Annotated in this window: 15 protein-coding genes and 2 pseudogenes; 5 read left to right on the top strand and 12 right to left on the bottom strand. The window is 55.3% G+C overall.

Annotated elements, in window-relative coordinates; all coding sequences use genetic code 11:
- Positions 1 to 396: 396 nt before the first annotated feature.
- Positions 397 to 2,697: a winged helix-turn-helix domain-containing protein gene (locus Q363_RS19890; RefSeq protein WP_084080566.1), complete on the bottom strand. Its 2,301-nt coding sequence runs from the start codon at positions 2,695 to 2,697 to the stop codon at positions 397 to 399.
- A gap of 245 nt (positions 2,698 to 2,942) precedes the next feature.
- On the opposite strand from Q363_RS19890, the gene Q363_RS19885 reads away from it, so the two are divergent.
- Entirely contained in the window at positions 2,943 to 3,386 is a 444-nt protein-coding gene (locus Q363_RS19885; protein ID WP_035353867.1) for a hypothetical protein, read from the top strand.
- Positions 3,387 to 3,426: 40 nt separating this feature from the next.
- Positions 3,427 to 4,746 (top strand): molybdopterin-dependent oxidoreductase, encoded by a 1,320-nt coding sequence (locus Q363_RS19880; RefSeq protein ID WP_035353866.1) that lies wholly within the window; start codon positions 3,427 to 3,429, stop codon positions 4,744 to 4,746.
- Between the two features lie 628 nt (positions 4,747 to 5,374).
- Here Q363_RS19880 and Q363_RS44405 read toward each other — a convergent pair.
- The 4 genes and pseudogenes from Q363_RS44405 to Q363_RS19860 form a co-directional block, all read right to left on the bottom strand.
- Positions 5,375 to 6,037: an IS3 family transposase gene (locus Q363_RS44405; RefSeq protein ID WP_245632337.1), complete on the bottom strand. Its 663-nt coding sequence runs from the start codon at positions 6,035 to 6,037 to the stop codon at positions 5,375 to 5,377.
- A pseudogene (locus tag Q363_RS44400) lies at positions 5,998 to 6,186 on the bottom strand (IS3 family transposase); the annotation flags it as partial. The gene Q363_RS44405 and the pseudogene Q363_RS44400, both read right to left, overlap by 40 nt.
- Positions 6,187 to 6,242: 56 nt before the next feature.
- A complete protein-coding gene (locus Q363_RS44395; RefSeq protein ID WP_245632335.1) occupies positions 6,243 to 6,443 on the bottom strand; it encodes a transposase in 201 nt (66 codons plus the stop codon).
- A 21-nt stretch (positions 6,444 to 6,464) separates the two neighbouring features.
- On the bottom strand, positions 6,465 to 6,725 hold the full coding sequence (locus Q363_RS19860; protein WP_035353863.1) for a hypothetical protein: 261 nt from the start codon (positions 6,723 to 6,725) through the stop codon (positions 6,465 to 6,467).
- Between the two features lie 119 nt (positions 6,726 to 6,844).
- Between Q363_RS19860 and Q363_RS19855 the strand changes: the two genes are divergently transcribed.
- The 3 genes from Q363_RS19855 (at position 6,845) to Q363_RS19845 (ending at position 8,634) form a co-directional block, all read left to right on the top strand.
- On the top strand, positions 6,845 to 7,159 hold the full coding sequence (locus tag Q363_RS19855; protein WP_035353861.1) for a hypothetical protein: 315 nt from the start codon (positions 6,845 to 6,847) through the stop codon (positions 7,157 to 7,159).
- 104 nt (positions 7,160 to 7,263) lie between these two features.
- Positions 7,264 to 8,310 (top strand): twin-arginine translocation signal domain-containing protein, encoded by a 1,047-nt coding sequence (locus Q363_RS19850; RefSeq protein ID WP_035353858.1) that lies wholly within the window; start codon positions 7,264 to 7,266, stop codon positions 8,308 to 8,310.
- Between the two features lie 12 nt (positions 8,311 to 8,322).
- Positions 8,323 to 8,634: a hypothetical protein gene (locus Q363_RS19845; RefSeq protein WP_035353856.1), complete on the top strand. Its 312-nt coding sequence runs from the start codon at positions 8,323 to 8,325 to the stop codon at positions 8,632 to 8,634.
- Between the two features lie 310 nt (positions 8,635 to 8,944).
- Here the strand turns inward: Q363_RS19845 and Q363_RS19840 are convergent, their stop codons facing one another.
- The 7 genes and pseudogenes from Q363_RS19840 to Q363_RS19810 all read right to left on the bottom strand — a co-directional run bounded on the left by Q363_RS19840 (position 8,945) and on the right by Q363_RS19810 (position 21,051).
- Positions 8,945 to 9,364, bottom strand: coding sequence for a hypothetical protein (locus Q363_RS19840; protein WP_157467213.1), 420 nt, complete (start codon positions 9,362 to 9,364; stop codon positions 8,945 to 8,947).
- A 135-nt stretch (positions 9,365 to 9,499) separates the two neighbouring features.
- Positions 9,500 to 10,863, bottom strand: a pseudogene (locus Q363_RS19835) (ISNCY family transposase).
- Positions 10,864 to 11,087: 224 nt separating this feature from the next.
- Complete coding sequence (locus tag Q363_RS19830) at positions 11,088 to 11,507, bottom strand: PilZ domain-containing protein (RefSeq protein WP_035353851.1); 420 nt, start codon at positions 11,505 to 11,507, stop codon at positions 11,088 to 11,090.
- A 330-nt stretch (positions 11,508 to 11,837) separates the two neighbouring features.
- Entirely contained in the window at positions 11,838 to 12,815 is a 978-nt protein-coding gene (locus tag Q363_RS19825) for a sugar phosphate isomerase/epimerase family protein (RefSeq protein WP_035353849.1), read from the bottom strand.
- Positions 12,816 to 12,891: 76 nt separating this feature from the next.
- Positions 12,892 to 16,245, bottom strand: coding sequence for a TonB-dependent receptor (locus Q363_RS19820; protein WP_035353846.1), 3,354 nt, complete (start codon positions 16,243 to 16,245; stop codon positions 12,892 to 12,894).
- Between the two features lie 276 nt (positions 16,246 to 16,521).
- Complete coding sequence (locus tag Q363_RS19815; protein WP_035353843.1) at positions 16,522 to 17,841, bottom strand: Gfo/Idh/MocA family protein; 1,320 nt, start codon at positions 17,839 to 17,841, stop codon at positions 16,522 to 16,524.
- A gap of 627 nt (positions 17,842 to 18,468) precedes the next feature.
- Entirely contained in the window at positions 18,469 to 21,051 is a 2,583-nt protein-coding gene (locus Q363_RS19810; protein WP_245632336.1) for an ATP-dependent DNA helicase, read from the bottom strand.
- Position 21,052 lies beyond the last annotated feature (1 nt).

Genomic DNA, 21,052 nt, shown 5'->3' with positions numbered 1-21,052 from the left:
GTGGCCAGAGTGCAAACACAGCGGAAGAGGCGGGCACTCAGCAAACTGTCTGTTACGCCACCGGCAACACCACTGGGTGGACTCTTGCCGACTGGACCGATCTTTATTCCGGCCGAGCTGATCCGCCAGAAGCAATCTCAGAGCCGACAAGAGTCGGTGATGGAGCGCGGTGCTTCTGGCCCACCGGCCATTGTCCCTCTTACTGCTGAATTACTCACGCAGCGGTGGATACAGAGCCGGGTTTCTTGAGCTTGAGTGTTCTCGTGCACGACGCACCCTGTTGCGGACTGGCCCGGGTCCCCTGCAGTCGCGCGTTGTTACCGAAATGCCGACGAACTTCACGGGCAGTTGGTGAAATGGCGGTTGTACTAAACCGCGCTCCGCGGTCGGTTGTTCCTAGCGGAAGTTCTCTACCATCTTGATAACGCTCTGGGGATCGTACTGGGTGTAGAAGATGGTGCGCCCGTCTCGCGTCGTGCTTAAGCTGGGCTGCCAATCGCCGGGGCTTTCTTCAAGTGACAGGACTGGCGTAATCCTGCGGGTGGCGAAGCTATAGAACTCGATCGTAGGACGTGGTTCGGCATCGACGTCCAGGAGGTAAAGTCCGCTCTCCGTCACGGCCCAGTGTCCCCAGTAACTTACTTGCGGTTTGCCGGTCACCACAGGCGACTCGCTGCCTCCGCTTGCGGGCATGCTCCATATCCCAGGTTCGTCAAACTTGCTGTAGTAGATCGTTCGCCCGTCGTAGGACTCAAAAGGATCAAAGCCGCCATGCTCGGTCAGCCGTCTCTCTGACCTGTCCTCAACAGAGTGCTTCCAGATCTGCCTGGTTCCAGTACGGTCCGACGCGAAGTAGATGGACCTGCCGTCACGGGACCAACTTGGCACGTAGTTGTCGGAGTCACCATGCGTGATCGCATGAAGGTTCCTGCCCTCTGCATCAACGACATAGATATGGGAGTAGATATGGACATGATTCTCTACATGGGCATCGAAGGCGATCCATCGTCCATCGGGCGACCAGCGCGGAGTGCCCGAGTGCCCGCCTATATTTGTAAGTTGCACGGGATGATCGCCGTCGGAGCTGTTCAGCCAGATCTGGCGTGCGCCGGAACGTGCTGATTGCAGCGCAAGACGCGTCCCGTCCGGGGAGGGTTGGGCAGCGTCCTCCATGAACTGTGAATAGATGAGCTTCTTGGTACGAAGCACTGGACCGCCTGCTTTCGAAAGATCCGCGCGCCAGATTATCGCGGGAGCAAGGTGACCGGAAGAACCCCCCACCTGGCTCTCCGCATAGACAAGCCTCCGCCCGTCCTGGGAGATCGAACCCACGACCGGGTAGACCATCTCAGGTTCGACCTGGCCGCCTGCGACCGGCACCCTCCAGGGGCGCACCATGTTTCCTCGCATCGAGTAGAGGACGATGTATTTGCCGTCGGGTGTCCACATCGGGTTCCAGAAGAAAGCATCGGCTGAAACAAGACGCCTCGGTGGGCCACCGGTAAGCGGCACGGCATAGAGCTCGCTATAGCCTCCGTCGGTCTGACGAAAAAATGCAACGGTTCGTCCATCCGGGGAAAGCGCATCGTCGGCGGCAAAGTCTCCGTGCGATCCGGTCGCGAGACAGCGCTTCTCACCGGTTGCGAAGGAGAAGAGCACAAGCGCGCGGGGACCACCTGGGGTGCACTGGTCGAGCATCACCATAGCTTTGCTGTCGAGAGTCCAGGCGGGCCGGCCTGCAACAAAGTCCCGGCAGGCCGAGCTCGTCAGCCGACGCTCGGGGCCGCCGAGTGCGGGGACCGTGTAGACCCCATCGCGGTCGCTATTGCAGCGGGCAAAGGCGATTTCCCGCCCATCCGGCGACCACTGCGGCAGGCCGGGAACACCGTCGCCTCGCTTGTGGTGTGTGATCTGTAGCGGCGTGTCGCCTCCTACCAACTGCACATAGATGTCGTAGTGTGTGCGCTCCACACCATTCCAAACGAACGCGATCTGACGCCCGTCCGGCGAAAACGACGGGGATCTCGCGTCTCCGGGCGCGCTCGTGAGAATCGAAGAACTCAGATTTGAAGACATCATGTTCGGCTCGCCCGAGAATGGCTTAGGCTGGCTCCCAAATTGAACAAGGGCGGATCGAAGAGACGCAGATCGAATGAGCGCGGCGATTCCAATTGCGGATACGACGCATACGATGATTAGGGCTAACTTCCTGGAGAGCAGCCTTCGACGGTCTGGCTTCTCGTCAGGCGTAATAGTGCGGACTTCAACGCTCCCGTTACTCTGTCCCCACGTGTTGGATACAGCCATCTCGGATATCGCAGTCAATCGAGACGAAGCACCGTCATTCTGCGCATCCCCCGGTTGGGAGACGGGCGCGACAAAGCGATAACCCTTCTTCGGGATGGTTTCGATGTAGAGAGGCTTGTCGGCCGAGTCGCCCAAGGCCTCGCGGAGCTTCATGACAGCAGAATTCACGCTGTGGTCGAAATCGACGAAGGTGTCGGATGGCCAGAGATGCTGGCGCAATTGCTCGCGCGTGACCATCTGCCCCGCGTGCTCGAGCAGCAGGAGCAGAATGCGCGCCGGCTGTTCGCGCAGCTTGACGACGGTGCCATTGCGGCGCAGTTCTCCACTCGAGGCGTCCAGTTCGAACACGCCGAAGCGCCAGGTCCGTGGAGTGTCGACCGGCATGCCCATTAGCGTGCTCCTCTGGGCTGAACAACTTTATACCTTTCTCAATCGGCAGTTCCAGCAGAACTCGAACCAGCAATTTATTCGAGGGTTAAAATCCTTTTGTTTCAAGGGCGGAGAGCGCAATGAGCAGATGATGACGGAATGATCTCCAGAGCATTGAGCGGATCGCAGCAGCGGCGCACATTGCGAATATCCCAAGCGGTAGTTGGAGCAGGGACAAAGCCGCAGGATCATCGAGGAGGTTCGCCATGTTCCGTACATCTTCCATCCTTACCTGCGCAGCTCTGGTGCTTTCGCTCGGCGCGGCGCTGACTGGGCCGGCGGCAGCACAGGCTCAGGCGGTAACCGTCAACATTCCATTTGACTTCTCCGCCAACGACCAGATGGTGCCTGCAGGCAGATATCGCATCTCACTGCAGGCACCCCGGTACCTTTCGTTCGTCGACACCCAGTCCACCAAGAAGCAGTACCTGATGTCGGTCCAGCCCGCCGGGGAGCAAAACAGTAAGGATGGGGGGCGCCTGATCTTTCGGCAATATGGAGACAGCAACTATCTTTACCAGGTCTGGATGCCGGGCCAGGGTGCGGGCCGGCAGTTCGGACGCAGCCGGGCTGAGCAGGAGACGCTGCGGGGGCTGAGATCCCCAGCGCTCACGCAGGTACAACTTCCGCTTGGACCGACAGGGCATTAATCCGTCGATCGGTGAATTTGCGGGAGGGGAGGACTACCCCATGGAAAATCAAGATCTTTCTCGGCGCACCTTGTTGAAGGGTGGTGGGGCGGCGTTGGCGGAGCTGACGGTGTTGCGGGTGACAGGCCTGGCGCAAGCCTTTGGGGACCCGGGCGACGAGGTCATTCCGTGGCTCGACCAGCCCGCGCCGAACCCTATCCCGGAAAACGTCGGCAACCTGCTGAAGTGGGAGGCGCTCGACTCCTGGCTGACACCTACCAACAACTTCTTCTTTGTTAACCACTACGGCCAACCCGGCGGCCTTGATGAGTCCACATGGCGCGTCGGCATCGCGGGCCTCGTTGCGCATCCCCAGTCCCTGACGCTGGCCGACCTCAAAGCCCGCGAGCGCCGCGAGGTGGACTTCACATTGGAGTGCTCGGGCAACACCGGCACCGGACTGGACTTCTTCATCGGCGGCATCGGCAATGCCCGCTGGGCGGGAGCGCAGTTGGCCCCGCTGTTAGAGGAGGCGGGTATCCTGGAGGAGGGCACCGAAGTGGTCTTCTGGGGGGCTGATAGCGGCACGGTGACAATTCGCGACAACTCGGGGATCGTCATTGGCGGCAAGACGGGTACAGTCCAGCCAGATTCTGACGGCGGACTTGATCTGACGATCACCGAGCAGTTCGCCCGCAGCATGTCTGTCCGCGAAGCGCTCAACCGCGACAACCTGCTCTGCTACGAAATGAACGGCGAGCGACTGCCCCCGAGCCACGGCTTCCCCGTGCGCCTGATCGCCCCGGGCTGGTACGGTGTGGCAAACGTCAAGTGGCTGACACGCATAGAGGTGGTGGGCCACCGCTACGCGGGTCGCTTTATGGCGCGGGACTACGTCGCCATCCGCGAGGAGCAGCGCGACAGTCAGACCGTCTGGACGTTCGCCACCGTGAGTCACGACCGGCTCAAGTCGGCGCCGGCCAAAGTCACGCGCAGGCAAAATCGATACGCCATCATGGGTGCCGCTTGGGGCGCACCGATCGCCGCGGTGGAGGTCCAAATCGACGACGGGCCCTGGACGGCGGCGAGGCTTGAGAGTCCCGCTCCGATCGCGTCGGCGGACGTGCAAATCGACGACGGGCTCTGGGGGGCGACGAGGCTCGAGGGCCACGCGCCACACAGGAAAAGATCGCGTGGCTACACCTGGAGGTTCTGGACGTTTGAATGGGGGGCGCCCGCCTCGGGCGAGCACAAGATTCGGTCGCGGGCGTTCGACGTCGACGGCAACGTCCAGCCAGCGCCGGAGGACCCATTCCTCGCCAGCAAGAGGACCTACTGGGAGAGCAACGGGCAAATAACTCGTCGTGTCAGCATCCACTGACGGTCCGTGGGGGCGTGTTGCGCGAAACTGGTACAACTGCAGTTGCAAACAGCGATGGAGGTAGCAATGGACGCGGATCGTCTTGCGCGTGCGTGTTTGGTTCATGCGCCTTACGGCCATGTGGTTCTCGGAAATTCCGACGTGCACACCGCCTAGACATCGAATGATTAAGCCCAGTATATAAACGCCGCAACGCTCGTCTCGATGATCTCAATTCCCGACGCAAGCGCCTCTTCTCGCAAATAACGAGTCAATTTCAATCTGGGCTGAAGGAAAGCAGTAACGAAAATCAAGTTGAAGGGCTGGCTGCTTCCTGTGCCGGAAACAATCCCCACTTGAGTGGACATGATATGCCCTAAAAACGGGGTTTTGAGAAAGGCTCTGCGCTCCCAACCTCAGGCCCATCCAAACGCCACGGCGCCTGCCCCAAAACGTCCACACCTCGACGCCACAACCGATCCCGCCTGATTGAAATCCCATAGCAACCCACCGCATCCACCACGCCAGCGGTTCACTTCAAACGGTTCTATCGTAACTGCCCCATAGAGCCGCGCCCCTCCCACTCCCGCCGCACGGCAGTCACGATAGAACACTAACGTTTGAACTGCAAAAGGCTACTTGTTTGCGGTCAAGCCCATTGCTGTTCGAACTGGACCGGGCTTAGGTAGCTGAGGGTTGAGTGCATGCGTGTTTGGTTGTACCAGAGCAGCCACGCGAGAGTTTCATCCTTCGCCTGGCGGATGGTTTCGAATCGTTGGCCGTGAAGCCGCTCCACTTTCAGAGAAGCAAACAGGGTCTCGCTGGGAGCGTTGTCCCAGCAGTTCCCCTTGCGACTCATCGAAGCTGTGATGCCGCACCGCTGAAGAACCTGGGCGAACTCATGACTGGCGTATTGGCTGCCGCGATCGCTATGGAAAATCTGCGTTGCATTCCGATCGGAACTCCGCCGCAGCCATGCCATCTCCAGCGCGTCGATGACCAGGCTGCTGCGCATCTCCGGTTGCATCGACCAGCCCACGACGCGGCGGCTGAACAGATCGATGACCACGGCCAGGAAGAGCCAACCCTCGCTGGTTGGAATGTACGTGATGTCGCCGGTCCACGCCTGGTTGGGCGCAGCGACGGTGAATTGCGGTTCAGCAGGTTGGGCGCGATCGGTAAGCTGTGACGGCTGTCGGTCGTCGTGACGCGGAAGCGCCGCTTGCCGCGGGCGCGGATACCGTGCTGCCGCATCAGTCGCTGCACGCGCTGCTTGCCCACGCGGATGCCCTGAGCGTGAAGCTCCCGCCAGATGCGCGGCCAGCCATATGCTCCGCGGTTCGCGGCGTATACAGCGCGGATATGCACGACGATAGCCTCCGCAGTCAGATGCCGACGCCGGACGATATGCGGGCGACGAAGGAAGTGCTCGTGGTAGCCGGCCACACTGACTCCAAGCATGCGGCACTGTACCCGAATCGGCCACAGACGGCGGTTGCGTCGAATCAAGGCGTACTTCACTTCTGCCCCTTGGCAAAGTACGCCATAGCTTTCCCCTTCAGCGTGCCTTCCCGATGCGCCTTGACCCAGTTGAACAACGTCTGCTCGACCAGACCCAAGGTTCTGGATGCCGCCGCGATACTCTGGCCCGACTCCACAAGCCGTACCGCCTCCTGCTTGAACTCGAGCGTATAACGCGCCCGACTCGCCTTCATCATCGTTTTCCCCTTCGCTGATTGTCAGCTATGGGATACGTTTCGCGGGGGCAAGATCATCCGCAGCACGCAGTCAGCGAATCTCTTCTTTCCGTCCTCCAGCCCGAGAATATGGTCCGCCGCCGCACGCATCGGCTTCAGAGCGTTCACCCTGAAATCGCTGTAATCCAGCCCGTGCAGCATCCCCCAAGCGACCCAGCGTCCGAGGCTACCCATGACTAACAGCATCCAGAACTCCCACACCGCCACCCGTCTCAGGTTCGCTCGCGCTGTCCTCGACTGCATCCGCAGCTCATCCCCCGCGCGCGTTGCAGGGCGTCTAGGAGGCGCAGACGCCACCACGCCGCCATAACCGTACCGTCCACCGCAGCAGCCCCAGCAATCGCACTTTAGAGGCCAATCCCATGAGCCACACGCAACGATGGACCGACGTATTCACCGAGACCAGCCGCCGCACCATCAGCAACGGCGGCTGGAAGACCACTTCAGCCGATCAGATCGTTTGGGAAGGCGTCTTCGAGAGACGGTTGCTCTGCATCCGCACTACCGTCCGACTTCTCTTCGGCAACATGGCCCACTTCTGCACGAACTCAGGTTCGCGCATTGGCGAGAACGATTGGAACCTGCGGGGGCATTACCTCGACCTGGAGGTGACGAGCAAAGACAAGCTCACCGATGCCGATCGACCCGAGATGACAGTGGGAAAACTCGAACAATAATCTTTGCTATTTATTCGAATAAGCTTGACGGTTCACTGATCTCATGGAATTTTTTGGCGTCGTTCGGCCCAGCTCCCCCCAATAAATAGAGGAGAAATACAAGCATGACGTCACGACGTACCTTCCTTACGGCAGGCGGCGCAGTCGGTCTTGTTGCCGCATTACCTTCTCCGATTCAAGCCACCCCATCTACCGAGCTTCCCAAGAAGTCGACATCCATCCTGTTTGACACGATCACGACCATGTCCCTCAATACCCTCAAGGAGCTGGCAACTCCAGGTCCCCAGAGGGCAACCGTTGACACAGCGGAAATCCACACCAACCTGGCTCACTTGTTCAGTCAGTTCGAAGCTTCTGGGGTCAACGAGAAGATCAACGCGTACCTCAAGGCCAAGGGAGGATTCACAAAGGCACGAGCCAGAAATACCGCACCCTATAGCACCAAAGATTTAGAAGGCATTGTCGAGCAACTCAAGTCGCACGGCGTCCCTCTGTCTGCCAATGACGTCCATGCGGTGAACGTGATGCTAAACAGCCCTGCACCTCTTAACGGAATCGCGGCAGCGATTGATAAGCATGGCATTTCCTGCACACAGCGAGCGCTGGTACTTGGAACCCATCCGAAGGCGGAGGCGAGGTGGGCACTCTATAAGAACGGCGTCGATCAAATGAAGCAGGACCCTTCAGCGACAAAGATGTTTGTATCTGAAGCGGAGGGCTTTCAGGATCCGCCGCCATTTGATCCGACCAATTGGTGGTGGTGGACCGATTGGGGATGGTGGAACGAAGTCACCCATCCACGACAAGCTTTTCCGGAAGAGGAAGCCCAAGTCGACCCCAGCGGAGGTTTCTGGTGGCCGTCTGTTGATGACCCCACCAACTACACGACTTACACCGAGGATTTCCTGGCTGCCAATGTCGCTAACTTTGTTGCCCAGAACGGACAACCTTCCTACCAATGGTGTACTGTGATCCTCAGCCTCAGCGCATTAACCATTCGGGAGTTCTTTACTTACCTGAGGGAAGATCCTGAACTATTGGCGTATATCGCATTACTAATGGGAATTGCTCCCGAGGCTGTACTCTTTTTAGGGGTCGTTATGGCAGCGATGCTGATCATCATCGCGGGATATTGTGCCTATGCACGTTAAAAGGAGACGTACATGGAGAAGGTGTTGAAAGTGTTCCCCGCATCCAGGTGGCCTTTGGTCCAAGGCGTTTCGCTTACGCTCATAGGCATAGCCATGCTTTTGGTGTTCGCGCAGTCTCATTGGAATTTGATCGCTGCCATCATGCTGGTCATCAGCGCGAGGTCGTGCTGGTCCGTCTATCGGGGAGTGCAGCGACAGAGCCAAAGAGCCACCACGGATGAAGAACGGCTGGACGCCAATTGGCAGCTCATGCAGTTGATGCTGGCCGTCGTTTCGGTACTCAGCTTGTGCATCCTCTTTCTTCGATCGGGCCGCTGTACATAATCCTCAAATGACGAAGGGGGAGGTCTTCAGACCTTCCCCTTCTTTGTGTATCGTGTACAGCGACTGTTGCTGCAAAGTAGATTTGTCTTACGGGCTACAAAGTAGAACTGTCCAAACTCAATAGTAGTCGTCGTGCGGTGGGAATGTGGTAATCGCTGTTCTTTAGCGATTTCCAAGGACTGTGGGAAGAGAGGGAAACGGCTTCATGTTTTCCTCTCTTCCCACCAGGCCGGCATTTCCACCGCTCCAGTTTTTCGCGCGTACATCTCGTTGCGGGTCATGTGTCCGAGAAGCCCGTTTTCGAAAAGCGTTATTTGCGATCACGTCCAGAAGGCCAAATCTCTATGCGATTGATCGTCGTCAGCTCACCGCGAAACTGGTTCAGATCTCCCGCACGAAAGATACCCTCACATATGACGTACTGATTGTTGAGAATCTGGTTTTCGTTCTTCGACAGATCTCTTGGAACATCGACCCAAATCCCGTTAGGAAGACCGCGTTCGTAGTCTTCTCGATGCAGATACAAAGCATTTCCTTCGAATTCAAGTCTCAAGAAACCGATTAGCCTGACAGGTTTCCCGTTGTATCTCTCAGGATTGGCGATCAACTGTATGAGGCTGACACTTATGGATTGTTGGTTTGCGCTGTGCTTTGGGTTGTATCCGACCATCTGAGCTGTTGCGCTGGAAGCGGCTGAACTCAGCAAGAAAATAACCGTCATAGCTTGCAACGCGAGTGAACGTCTCCGCATTGAGGAATTCTAAACCTTTCTAAAAACAGGGCTTCCACTCGTCTGTGAAGTCGACATCTCGCACAGGTAACGAAGCAAAGGCGAGACTCGTTCATGAAAGGACGCGGTTGGACGTTACGCCTTCTTGGCGGTCGGCTCAGCCATCACTACTGACTTGGCGACGATTTTGGGAACATAATCAGGTCCATAGATCTGCCGCCCGCGTTTCTGATATTCGCCTTTCTCGCTGTTGGTCTTCACCTTCGCCTCGAAGTGGCGGTCCTGCTGTGCCTTGATCAGGGCCAGTGTGTGGCCTAGACGCTTGTTCTCGACGATCGCCGTGTGACTGACCCTCTGATCCTTGCTGAAGACGCTGTAGGGAAGCAGGAGGCCCTTCGAACGCACCTCCAAGCGGCCATCTGGGAAGTCGTACACGTCAACGTACTTACCCCCTAGCTCCTCGGACGTGGCGTTTCGCTCAAGGATGATTCGCTTGCGGTCGTACGACAAGGTCAGTTGGCTTCCCACGTAACGCTGCTCGCGATGGCACAGGATATCGGTGAGCTTTTCTACCGGGACTGAGAGCGGCCGGTGCATGTCTTCGGAGCGGACGGGCGTGACAGCAAACCTCTCGTTGTGTGCCAACAAGAAGCCTGGCAAGAAAGAATTACTAGCTTCGATGTTTGAAATACCTGCGAGTCTGAGTTCTTTGACGAGCCGATCTTGAAGCGTGCGGTTCACGCGTTCGACGCGGCCCTTTGCCTGGCTTGAGTTGGCGCAGATGATCTCGATGTTCAGCTCGGCAAGGGCACGACCGAACTGGGTCATGCCGGTGCCGCCCGGAGCGTTCGACCGGTTAATCCGAAAGCCGGTGTGCTTGTCCGAATAAAAAGCGACTGGACAGCCGAAGGCGACGACATAGGCGTGTACCGCGCTGAGGTAACTGTCCGTGCTCTCGCTCACAACAAATCGAAGCTGCACCAGACGACTGGTCGCGTCGTCGATGAAGACAAGCAACGTGCAGGCATCAGCCCGGTTCTCAAACCAGCGATGGTCGCTGCCGTCAATCTGGATCAGCTCTCCGAAGGCCTCACGGCGCAATCGTGGCTGATGGAAGCTGCGGCGCTGTCTGCGGGAAAGCCATAGCCCATCGGCCATCATCCACTTCCGCAACGTCTCTCGGGAGACCTTCACGTCGTGCTTGGACAACAGCATCTCTGTAGCGAGGGAGGGACCGAAATCAGCGTAGTTCGAGCGCACGAGCTCGACCGCGTACTCTCGGATACCTTCCAGCAATCTGTTGTTCGAGGCGCGGCCCCGGGCTTATGGATGACGCTGGCTCCGCCGCTAGCTCGGTAGGCCACAACCAGACGGCGTGTCTGTCTCGTGCTGATGCCCAGGATCGTAGCGGCCGATGCTTCCGTGCGCCTCTTGGACAAAACCTCAGCAAGAACCTCAATGCGCTGCAATTCGTTTTCGCTCATCGTCAAAAATCCCAATCTCCGCCTCCGCCATCTGTCGGAAGGGTAGTTTGGACATTTCAACTTTGCAGAAACCGGACACTTCTACTTTGCACGTACAGCGACACATTATCAGACTTAGAATCAATAACTTACTGGGCTTAGCGACCAAACAACCATACCAATCAATTAACCGCAGTGCAAGCAGGCGTATATCGCGAAGATCGTAGTCCATCACACGACCGGATGATGCCTGCTTCATGCTATTCAAGAGATCGGGAGGAACGTGAAGCGCCCTTCAGTTCCTCAATGAGCCGCTCGAGCTCCTGAGGCATGTGCGGGCTGAGTTCCTGGAAAACAAATCCTGCTCCATGGCCGAAGCGCACCATGCGCAAATTAGCCGAGAGCCGCAGCATAACGCCGTTCGCCCGGAAGACCATCTCAACCGGAGCGCCGATCGACATACGAATACGTGCCCTGGTCGAGATGAAACAGCCGGACAGGCTGATGTCCTGAACCCGGCCGCGAAACACCTGCGAGCCCTTCGCGACCAAGACCTCGGCATCGCCTTCAACGGCAAAGCGCTCATGACGCCGACGCTCCGCTCCGATTGCATTCGTCTGGCCACAGTCCTTAGAGCCGAGGTTCAATGGGTCACTATGCTCGTCCATGCTTCCTTTCATAGCGCCACTCTCCTTCCAGAAGAGAAAAGGACCGCCCAATAGGTTATCGACGGTCCTTCCCCATGTCTTGAGCTGCTTTGGCACTTTAGAGTTAATCCCAGTCCAAGAGGAGCATGGATTATATGTGCTGCGCATTTCACATTGCAGTTCAGATATATGTTTCTGTCTCCTGCTCTCAAGAGGGGCTCTTGAACGTACTTATGAACGTAAAGAGAGCACCTAACCCGGTCGAGTTGTTTGTAAGGACAAAGATCGCAGCAGTTTCGCCTCACGTCGAGGGGACCCCTGACGTGAGGCGCTGATTGTCATTCACACCTTGTTGGGTCGCAATCAGACCGCGACAGCTGCCTTTGTCAAGGCCTCTTTCAGGTCCTTCATGCTAATGCGTGTAGACGCCTCAGGTGAACCGCCTCCATGCCAATGTGTCTCTAAACTCACACCATAGCGATAGCCATTGGCTTTGAGAGCCTTTAGTTGCCCGACCCAATCGATAACTCCTTGTCCCACGGGTTGCCATTCGAATTTTCCATTTTCCAGGCGCTTCACATTTTTCACGTGACAATGACCAATGCGATCTTTCGGCAGTTTGTTATAGGCATCGGGATAGGGAACGTCGTTTGGGAATGTACCCGCATTGCCAGGATCCCAGTTGAGCATAAAGTTACGGTTGGGTACTCCACGAAGCGTCTCTAACGCCTCTTCTCCTGAACCAGTGTTGCAGGCCATCTCATTTTCAAGCAGGAGAATTAGCTTGTACTTTTCCAATTTGGATGCGGCTTCACTCAATTTTTGATTGATGGCCTTGCGATAGGGTTTTGGATCCTCAAGACGCCAGAAATCGAAGCAGCGAATGCGGTCTGTGTCGAAGGTCTTGGCCAGTTCAATGCAACGTTCTAACAGTGCATCTTGTTTTTTGAAGCCGAAGTCAGCGTTGAACTGATCGTGATGCGGACTCTCTTTTGAAATGGGAGCTCCCGGCCAGTCAGTTTTAAACAGTGGGCTGGCAATATCGGTAACACGTAGATTGTATTTTTTTAGAATGCTCTTGGCTTCGCTCAGTTGCTGTGCATCGAGGTCGGCCAGCGTCTTCCCCCACATGGAGCGAATCTCAATCCAGCTAAGACCAAAATCGTTAGCGGCGACAGAACAGGCATGATCGAAATCAGGAGAAATTTCGTCATTGATAACGGCAAGACGAAACTTCGGGCGAAGAGTTGATTTCTTCGTAGCCTGCGCAATTGCTGGTGCACCCATGACAACACCGGTTGCTGATATTCCCGCAAGAAACTGACGACGTGTGGTAGGCATTTATCTCCCTTATATGCTGGTTATCGGCAGCAGCTGTATCAGCCGCGTTTGACCATGGCACGGCTGATACAGCCCTTTAGAACGTTATCTTTCCCGCAAGCTCTGTCACGCGGTTTCCGGTTGCATTTCCATTTGTAAAGTTAATGTGACCGAAGTCTGCGTTTGAAATATTGCTGCTCGGATTGCCGAATTGGGGAGTGTTGGTAAGGCTAAATGCCTCTGCACGCAACTCCAGTCCAACTCTTTCTGTAATTGCAAATTTACGGAAGAGTGCACCGTCCAGGTTGAAGAAGCCCGGCCCGATATAGGCATTCTGCCCGCTATTTCCCAGCCCAGAGATGCCCGTTGTGGCGGCGGAAGGCTGAGTGAAGGACGACGGATCGAACCACAGACTATTTCCCACCCCTTTCAGCTTGTGAAAGGTTCCATCGGTATTTGCCAACTGCATCGAGTTGCCCGGAGCGTTCAAGCTGGCAGTGCTCGCTGTTACGGAGAATGGCGTTCCCGATTCCAGGGACAGAACACCGGTGACCTGCCATCCCCCGGCTATCCAACTTGCCACTCCACTGTTGAGCCACTTCTTGCTTTTGCCGAAGGGAAGCTCGTAGATAAAACTTTGAACGAAAGTATGTTTCCGATTGTTCCCCAGCAATGAATAGTTGCGAGAAAAGTCAGTATAAAAATTTGTGCCGCCTACACCAGTTCCACTTGAGGTCGTATAGCCAAGCGCTTTCTGATAGGTATAGGAGGTGGTAGCGGACAGTCCATTCGTAAAACGACGATCCAGTTTTACCTGGAGCGAATTGTAGTTCGATCCAACCTGTTTGAAGATATTCGTGGCGGCAGTCCTTTTGAACGGCGCGTACTCCGGTTGCCCCGCAGCACCGGCCCCGGCTACGAGTCCTGCATTTAGGTTATAGCCCTGAGGTTGCCGTATACCGACGTTCCCGACGTAAGCGACATCCAGCACAAACCCGCCTGGAAGAGAGCGCTGCACGGCTGCATTGAATGAGTGCGTATAAGGAGCCTTCCAGTCGGTAGGCACGGTGTAGTAAGTCTGCGCAATCAACTGAGGCGTGTTTGCCGGAATAATTCCATTGGCAGGAATCGTGGCAAGAAACGGTGCCGGGAATCCGGCAGCCATCGATGCTCCAGACCCATCCGGCTCCAATGCCTGTGTATAGGTGCTCAGGGCTTGAAATGCATTGTTCTGCTTCAGTGGATAGTTGGTGGCATAAACATTTAAGTTATCCGGCCAGGATTGATAGCTGATTCCATATCCTGCACGGACTACAGTTTTGTTGTCCAGGCGATAGGCCAAGCCAAAGCGAGGAGCGAAGTAGTAATATCGCGTCTTCATGCCGAGGTTGGCAGGATTACCGCCAATTCCAGCGATCACCAATGAGTTTGTAGTTGGGTCATAATTCGAATAATCGCCATTTTGGCGCGCAGTCGGCGGAACGTAAAGCTCCCACCGTAATCCAAGGGTCAAAGTGAGTTTGGATGTCGCCTGCCATGTGTCCTGGCCATAGGCAAAGACCTGCGACTCTCTCCAGGAGGCATCTTTTACATTGACATCCCGCCCGACTACATTCGGGATATCAAGAAGGAAGCTTGCGAAATCATTTGCCTGTCCCGTTCGCGGCGCAGTCCCGGAGTTAACTTTGAGTCCAGTCTGACCATCCCGGAACTGAAAACTGCCTCTCTGTCCGAATACCTGTCCCTGCTGAAGATCATCGCGAACGCGACGGTAATTAACACCGAACTTCATGCTGTGATTTCCCTTGATCAGGGTCCAGTTGTTGGCGAGGTCGATGTTGGTTTCGCCACGATTCCAGGGATAGGAGGCTCCTGTACCAAGGATCGGAGATGAATAGCCCGCGATATCAATCCCAGTCATTCCGCTTGTCAGGTCGTCGACATTGACTCCGGGAATGCCTATGGCATCGGAAGCCTTTGAGCCATAGCCAACCGGAAGAGCGACATTTTTGTAATGGTTGAGCCCCAGACGAATTTCTGTCAGCAATGTTGGTGAAAAGACATGGGTGTAGTTGAAGGCGGTGTTGTATGCGGTCTGGTTTCCAAGAGCATTATTCCCTCCCTGTGCAGGTCCACCGGCCAAGCCAAAGATCGCTCCCTGATTCTGAGTGACCTTTTGCCAGCTATAACGATAGGAGACGTGATCCTGTCCATGAGGATTTGCATCGGCTTTGACGTCGAATGAATTCGTGTCCCGGGTGAACTTCGTGTTCTGGGAATAGTTATTCGTCAGACCTGCCCCCGGAACATTGGGAAGCGGGACAAGAGCCAGAATATTTTTTGCGATCGGACTGATTCTGGCAGGATCAATTACATTGGCGCGGCCTTGATAGTTGAACTGCGACCTCCCGGTTCCATCCGAATTACCGGTCTGAGGGTCGTAGATATTAAATCCGCCCGCACTCAGATCACCGTTACGAAATGCAGCGGTAGGTACAGTGATCGTATTGAATTGCCCCTGATGATCGGCCACATGGAGGTAGTCGCCAAAGATAAAGAGTTTATTGCGGATGATCGGTCCACCGATATTGGCTCCGTAGTAATTGTAGGTACTTACCGGATTGGGGCCAGTCTGGAAGTAGGTTTTGGCGGCCAATGCACTTACACGATTGAACTCGTATGCCGCGCCGTGAAACTCATTTGTTCCTGATTTCAGAATGATGTCCGTTACGGATCCGCCCACTCTTCCGAACTCAGTCTGATAGTTGCTGGTCGCTACACTCACGCTCTGAATCGCTTCACTGGGAGGAATAAGAACCTGCAGCAGACCGGAACGTTCGTTATCGTCAATTCCTTCGATCATGGTGTTGTTGGCAAGGCGAGACTGCCCATTGACTTCTGTAGAAAGAGACGCCTGAGCATTGAAGAAGCTTGAGTGCGTAAGATGCGGCTTAGTGGCACCCGGCACAAGGGCGAGCAATCCCTGTACATTTCGATTCGTCGTCAGGGGGAGATCCTCTGCCTGCTGAGACGAGATGTCGATTCCGACGTCCGCACGATCCGTTTTTAGAGCTTCGGGGGCCGAAGAGATCGTGATGCTTTCTGTCGCCGAACCTACTTCGAGTGTCAGGTCAACGCGCATTGTCGTATTGACCAAAAGCACTCTATTTTCAATCTTGGCCTGTTTGAAGCCGTTTTGCCCTGCAGCGATGTCATAGGTACCAGGTTGCAAAGCTTCAAAGTCGAAATTGCCGCTCTCGTTCGTTTGAGTGCTTTTGGTAGCCCCACTCTTTGTTTCTGTAATGGTTACAGTCGCCCCGGGAATCGCGGCTTTCGTCGGGTCTGTAACGGTGCCCACAAGATTTGCATTGACCGCTTGTCCAAATCCTATGCATGAGGGGCCCAGTAGTAGCAGCAGAACAATACTCCATAACACGCGTTTGCGTTGCATTACAAGAGACCTCCAGAGCTTTTTTTAGTCAGGGAGAGTAGATGAATATTATTTTCAGAGCGTCGGAAAACCTTAACAGCCAAGCATTAGGAATGGCAACAATAGTTTGAAATATGTACTATTAAAATCTTTTGACACTTCCTCTCAAGAGCGCCCGTTCCGCGGCCCGTTGCGACACTTGGCAGCAATGGCCGCGTTTGATTGATTCTTTGAATAAGACGTATTCTTTTGGTTCTCATCCGGAGTAGAGAAGAACCACGAAGTACTGTATGGGTGTTATAGATGCGGCTCCCAACCCTTTTCGTAGTCGCGGCCCCAATACTTCATAGCTTCTGAATCATTCACGATGTGGCCTGTTGCGGAATCGATCTTGAGTGCGCGTTGCACTTCCCAAGCTATATTTGACAGTTGGAGCATGGTGACGGACATATTGCCCGAAGAAACAGGTTGCGTAAGTTTTTCGTTGCTTCGGATCGCAGCGATAAAGTTCGCAAAGTGACTATCCGTCATATTGTCAGCCCCCGTAGTATCCGAAGATGCCGCGGCTGTTCCTACCATATGTTCACTTGTTTTCTTGCCCTGCAGGTCGTAGACCTCGTAGCCTCCTGTATCAACTACGACGCTACCGGTAGTGCCAACAATGACTGCCCCGCGATCACGGTTGTAGAGCTTCATCCCATTGCAGCTCCTGCTTTCCCATGATATCGATTTGCCGTCGTATTCAAAGTCGGTATTCAACGTATCGTAGAACTGCCAGTCGTCCTGAAACTGATACCTGCCACCGGATGCAGTGACATGATTCGGAAGATCCACATCGAGAGCCCAGCGGCACACGTCCACCTCGTGCGTTCCATTGTTCAATGCTTCTCCGGTTCCCCAAATCCTGAACCAATGCCAGTTGTAAGGCTGAACGTTATCCTTGTAAGGCTGCCGGGGAGCAGGACCCTGCCAGAGATCCCAATCAAGAGTCGCAGGAATCGGAGCTGGCTTGCCTACGCCGATTGATTTGCGGGTATTGCTATACCATGCCTTCGCGTAATAGGCCCGGCCAACCAGGCCTTGGTGAATTTGTTTTATGAGATCGATATAGAGTTGCGAAGAACGTCGTTGCGTTCCCATCTGAACGTGCTTGCCATATTTCTTCTGAGCTGCGACAAGGAGCACTCCTTCAGCAGGGTTATGGCTGCAAGGCTTCTCGACATAGACGTGTTTTCCTGCCTGGAGTCCGCTGATTGCCATTGGCGTATGCCAATGATCCGGCGTCGCAATTGTGATGGCGTCTACGTCCTTGGACGCCAGAATTTTTCGGAAGTCCTTATTGCTTGCTGGAGCGTACCCCAGATTTTTTTCCACACCGCCGGAGAACTTCTGAAGGATATTGCTCTCGACATCGCAAATGTGTGTAATGCGTGCATTTTTTTGATTTACCTTCAGGGACGAGAGATGGGCATAAGCGCGCCCATGGAGACCTATCACCGCGAAGTTTACCCGCTCGTTCGATCCAATAATCTGGCCATAACTCTTTGCCGTAGTACTGATCGCTAATCCTGCCGCGCCAGTTGCAAGGGTGTCGAGAAATTCACGTCGCGAGATCATTTTTCTCCTTAAACAACCTTTTCTGCGGGTGGCCAATGAGAATTGAAAAACTTTTGCCGGACAAGAATACATGCCCAAGAGTAATTAATACAAACTAGAAACAATATTTATAGCAATCTCCCTCGACATTTGGAAAATGGCTCGTCGTCCTGGGCGACAGCAAGCTGTTCTCCAACGTGAAGTCGTCGCAGGGGAGCATTGAGCTGAACCAGCAGTGCCGCAGCGGATATCGAGCGATTCTTCCGCCAGAAGGTTTCTAAAGATGCCGGTCGCCTAGAGCGGCTCGCGATGTTCTACGATGGTGAGATTATTCAGCCGTGTAGTTGGAATTGCCCGCTTAGGGCTAATTGGCATTGCGAAGAAATATGAATTTAACGTGCCGGGTTGGCGAAATTGCGAGATGCGCTTCGCTTAAACGAGGCGGTGGAAAACACCGTGCGGGTCGAAGTCACATGCCCCGGTACAAATTAGGTTACGGAAGTATTGTCGAAGTGCTTGGAAAAACCAAAAGTATCTATACCAATGTACCGTTGCACTAATCACCGGTTGTCTATATCTAGATAGATAATCGCACGCCGGGCAGGCGAGTTGGACAATGGACGGATATGGATTTAAGGGAAGTTGCCACTATAGTTTTGATTCTGTCTCGGGGCAGTGCTTTCGTGGGACATGAGCAACAACCAATACTCGATCGATGTCGAACCGACGTGGGAGTACACCGGCCATGGTTCTTCTGCTTTCTGGCTTAGAGAGCTGGGTTGTGGCGTTAAATTCCAATTCCGTAACCTTCGATTTCGATTTCCGGGCTCGATGGCTCCGATAGGTTGCCGAGGCTTGGAGCATTGGAGATCCCTTCCTTTGTGAGAAGGCTCTGATTAGCAATGCTGTGTTCTTTATGCAACGTGTTTGTACTGTCCGACGTGTGTAGATCGCGAGGTCGCGGATTTTTTGGTTCAGCTTCGTGAGGGCGGCTTGCTGCTCTGCGAGCTGGGCGCTGTGACCAGTGAGCACGATTCGGTCTGCTGACAACCGTTTCGCCGTTGCAACGGTGTAGCCGTGGTCGATATGGTTGGCCTTCTCAGCGTCTAGGGTCACTTCCCTTCCATTGTCCATCCGGACGGTAAGGGCATTGTTGTCTCTGATCCGCTCGACGCTTGCAAAGTCGCCGGAACGAATGCGATTCTCACGGTCCGGCGCGGTGAAGGTGATCCTGTCGCCTACAGCCAGGTCAAGCTGCTCCTGCCGGTAGACCGTACTCTGTCTGGTCTGCTGTCTGAGTTGCACTGGGTTATAAGAAACCTGCTCACCGTCGCGAGTTTCTATGGTGAGCAAGTTCTTCTTCGCATTGGTCTCAAGAACCGTCGCAGCGCTGTTATGCGGGATTCCCTCAATCGAGGGACTACCGGTACGGTAGTGGATCTGATCGCCGGGAGAGTAGCTGGCGGCAAGTTTAGGGTTGGAATATTTCTGCTCGACCAGGATGGGGACGGAATGGCTCTCGGCCGATATTTTGCCTTGGGCCTGTAACTCTGCGCGGATGAGCTGCGTTAGCTCTTTCCGCTCGGCCGAGTCCGGTGCGACGACGACGGCACGATCCGGACGGGCTGTGTAATCGAGCGCAACCGCCGCCAGGCGATGATCCGGATTTGCATATTCATAGACACGCTCTTGTTTCTGCAATATCTCAGTTGCCGTGGCCGGGTCATTGCTGCGGAAAGCAGAAACCGCTTCTCGGGTCTGTTCCGTGGAGCTGGGCTGACGGAAATCGACCGCTGCGGTTTTGCTAATGTCGGTTGCGAGTCTTTGGCCGAGGGTTTCGGCATTGTTTGTGTAGATGCGAGCGTCCTCTGAAGCGCGAGAGACGGCCACGTAAGCAAGGCGACTGTTTATGAGGCTGCGCGAAGAGTCAGTATCTATATTGGCAAGAACACGACCAGACGTCAGCCCTTGGGAGCTGTGCGAGGTCACTGCATAGCCGTGGTCAAACTGGCGAAATTTATCCGTGTCGAAGGTGACTTGTCGCTTGGCTTTACCGTCCAGCTCGACGGTCATCTTGCCGTCCTCGAGCTTTACGATGGTCGCGAGATCCCGGTTCGCTACTTTGAGCTTCTTTTCTCCGGCTGTGAACTGGATTCGGTCCCCGGTGGCGAACTCGCGTTCAATTTCAGTAAAGACGTTCACCCCTCGGAGCCGCCGTGGATCATAGCTCACGGTTGTTCCATCTTGCTTCTCGACCGTAAGCATATTGGAACGGGCGTCTGCCGCCCGCACGGTCGCAAAGCTGTTGCGGTCGATGCCTTCGGTCTTGCTGCCCGTGGTGTACTGCAAGACTTCGCCGGGGTTATATCGTGCCGCCCAGGTTCGATCCGCGCCGGTCATATCGGAGCGGTGCAACAGAGTTCGAAGCTGTCTACCATCCTCCGAGAGCGTTCCGGTCTTTAGAAGTTCCGCCCGCACGGTTTCATTGATTTGCTGGCGGCTTTTGTTATCAGGGGAGATGATGATGGTGTTTTCAGGACGTTCCGCATAGTCCTTTGCAATCGCTTGAATCCGGTCCTGAGCGCTTTTAACCTCGGTTACTCTTCCCTGCTCTGCCAGCAATTCGATTCCTTTAACGGTTTCATTGTTGGCGAGATGCTGGACGGCTTTCAATAGCTCTGGATCTCTCTGCCTCATGATCTTGTCCAGCTGCGAAGTCTGCATCCCCGCCTCCTGCATCTGCTGGAAAGGTCGTCCGGCATCGACGGCCTGGTGCTGGCGGGTATCTCCGATCACAAGAACCCGGTCCTCTGGCTTCAGCTTTTGGAGAAACGCTCGCATCTGCCGCGTGCTGGCAAGGCTGGACTCGTCGAGCATATAGAGGTGCTTTGGCTCTGGTTCGTCAGGGGACGACTTAACCTTCCGAGACAAAAAGCTCTGGAGGGTCGTCGCATCGACGCCTGCCTCACGGAGCTGACCCGCGGCCTTGGACGTTGGGGCAAAACCCTCGACCTTATAGCCCTCCGTCTCCGCACCTTTGCGGATGATTTCCAGCGTCGTCGTCTTTCCGGTCCCGGCTAGCCCCTGCAAACCGTGGATACGGTCAGAGGAGTTTAGAACCTCCTCAATCGCTTGCCGCTGTGACTGATTTAGAGAATCCTTTGTGTTCGCCTGCTTCCTTGCTTGCTCTGCTCCCATGATCGGTTTCGCAGAGTTGCGGCCATCGAGCACG

It is taken from the genome of Edaphobacter aggregans DSM 19364 (assembly GCF_000745965.1).
In the GTDB taxonomy this organism is placed as follows: domain Bacteria; phylum Acidobacteriota; class Terriglobia; order Terriglobales; family Acidobacteriaceae; genus Edaphobacter; species Edaphobacter aggregans.
This window is presented reverse-complemented; position numbering and strand designations above follow the sequence as displayed.

Excerpts from the sequence above, each read along its gene's own strand:
- Q363_RS19845 (WP_035353856.1), top strand. The coding sequence starts at position 8,323 with ATGGAGAAGGTGTTGAAAGTGTTCCCCGCATCCAGGTGGCCTTTGGTC.
- Q363_RS19820 (WP_035353846.1), bottom strand. The coding sequence starts at position 16,245 with ATGCAACGCAAACGCGTGTTATGGAGTATTGTTCTGCTGCTACTACTG.
- Q363_RS19825 (WP_035353849.1), bottom strand. The coding sequence starts at position 12,815 with ATGCCTACCACACGTCGTCAGTTTCTTGCGGGAATATCAGCAACCGGT.
- Q363_RS19885 (WP_035353867.1), top strand. The coding sequence starts at position 2,943 with ATGTTCCGTACATCTTCCATCCTTACCTGCGCAGCTCTGGTGCTTTCG.
- Q363_RS19855 (WP_035353861.1), top strand. The coding sequence starts at position 6,845 with ATGAGCCACACGCAACGATGGACCGACGTATTCACCGAGACCAGCCGC.
- Q363_RS19890 (WP_084080566.1), bottom strand. The coding sequence starts at position 2,697 with ATGGGCATGCCGGTCGACACTCCACGGACCTGGCGCTTCGGCGTGTTC.
- Q363_RS19830 (WP_035353851.1), bottom strand. The coding sequence starts at position 11,507 with ATGAAAGGAAGCATGGACGAGCATAGTGACCCATTGAACCTCGGCTCT.
- Q363_RS44395 (WP_245632335.1), bottom strand. The coding sequence starts at position 6,443 with ATGATGAAGGCGAGTCGGGCGCGTTATACGCTCGAGTTCAAGCAGGAG.
- Q363_RS19850 (WP_035353858.1), top strand. The coding sequence starts at position 7,264 with ATGACGTCACGACGTACCTTCCTTACGGCAGGCGGCGCAGTCGGTCTT.
- Q363_RS19815 (WP_035353843.1), bottom strand. The coding sequence starts at position 17,841 with ATGATCTCGCGACGTGAATTTCTCGACACCCTTGCAACTGGCGCGGCA.
- Q363_RS19880 (WP_035353866.1), top strand. The coding sequence starts at position 3,427 with ATGGAAAATCAAGATCTTTCTCGGCGCACCTTGTTGAAGGGTGGTGGG.
- Q363_RS19860 (WP_035353863.1), bottom strand. The coding sequence starts at position 6,725 with ATGCAGTCGAGGACAGCGCGAGCGAACCTGAGACGGGTGGCGGTGTGG.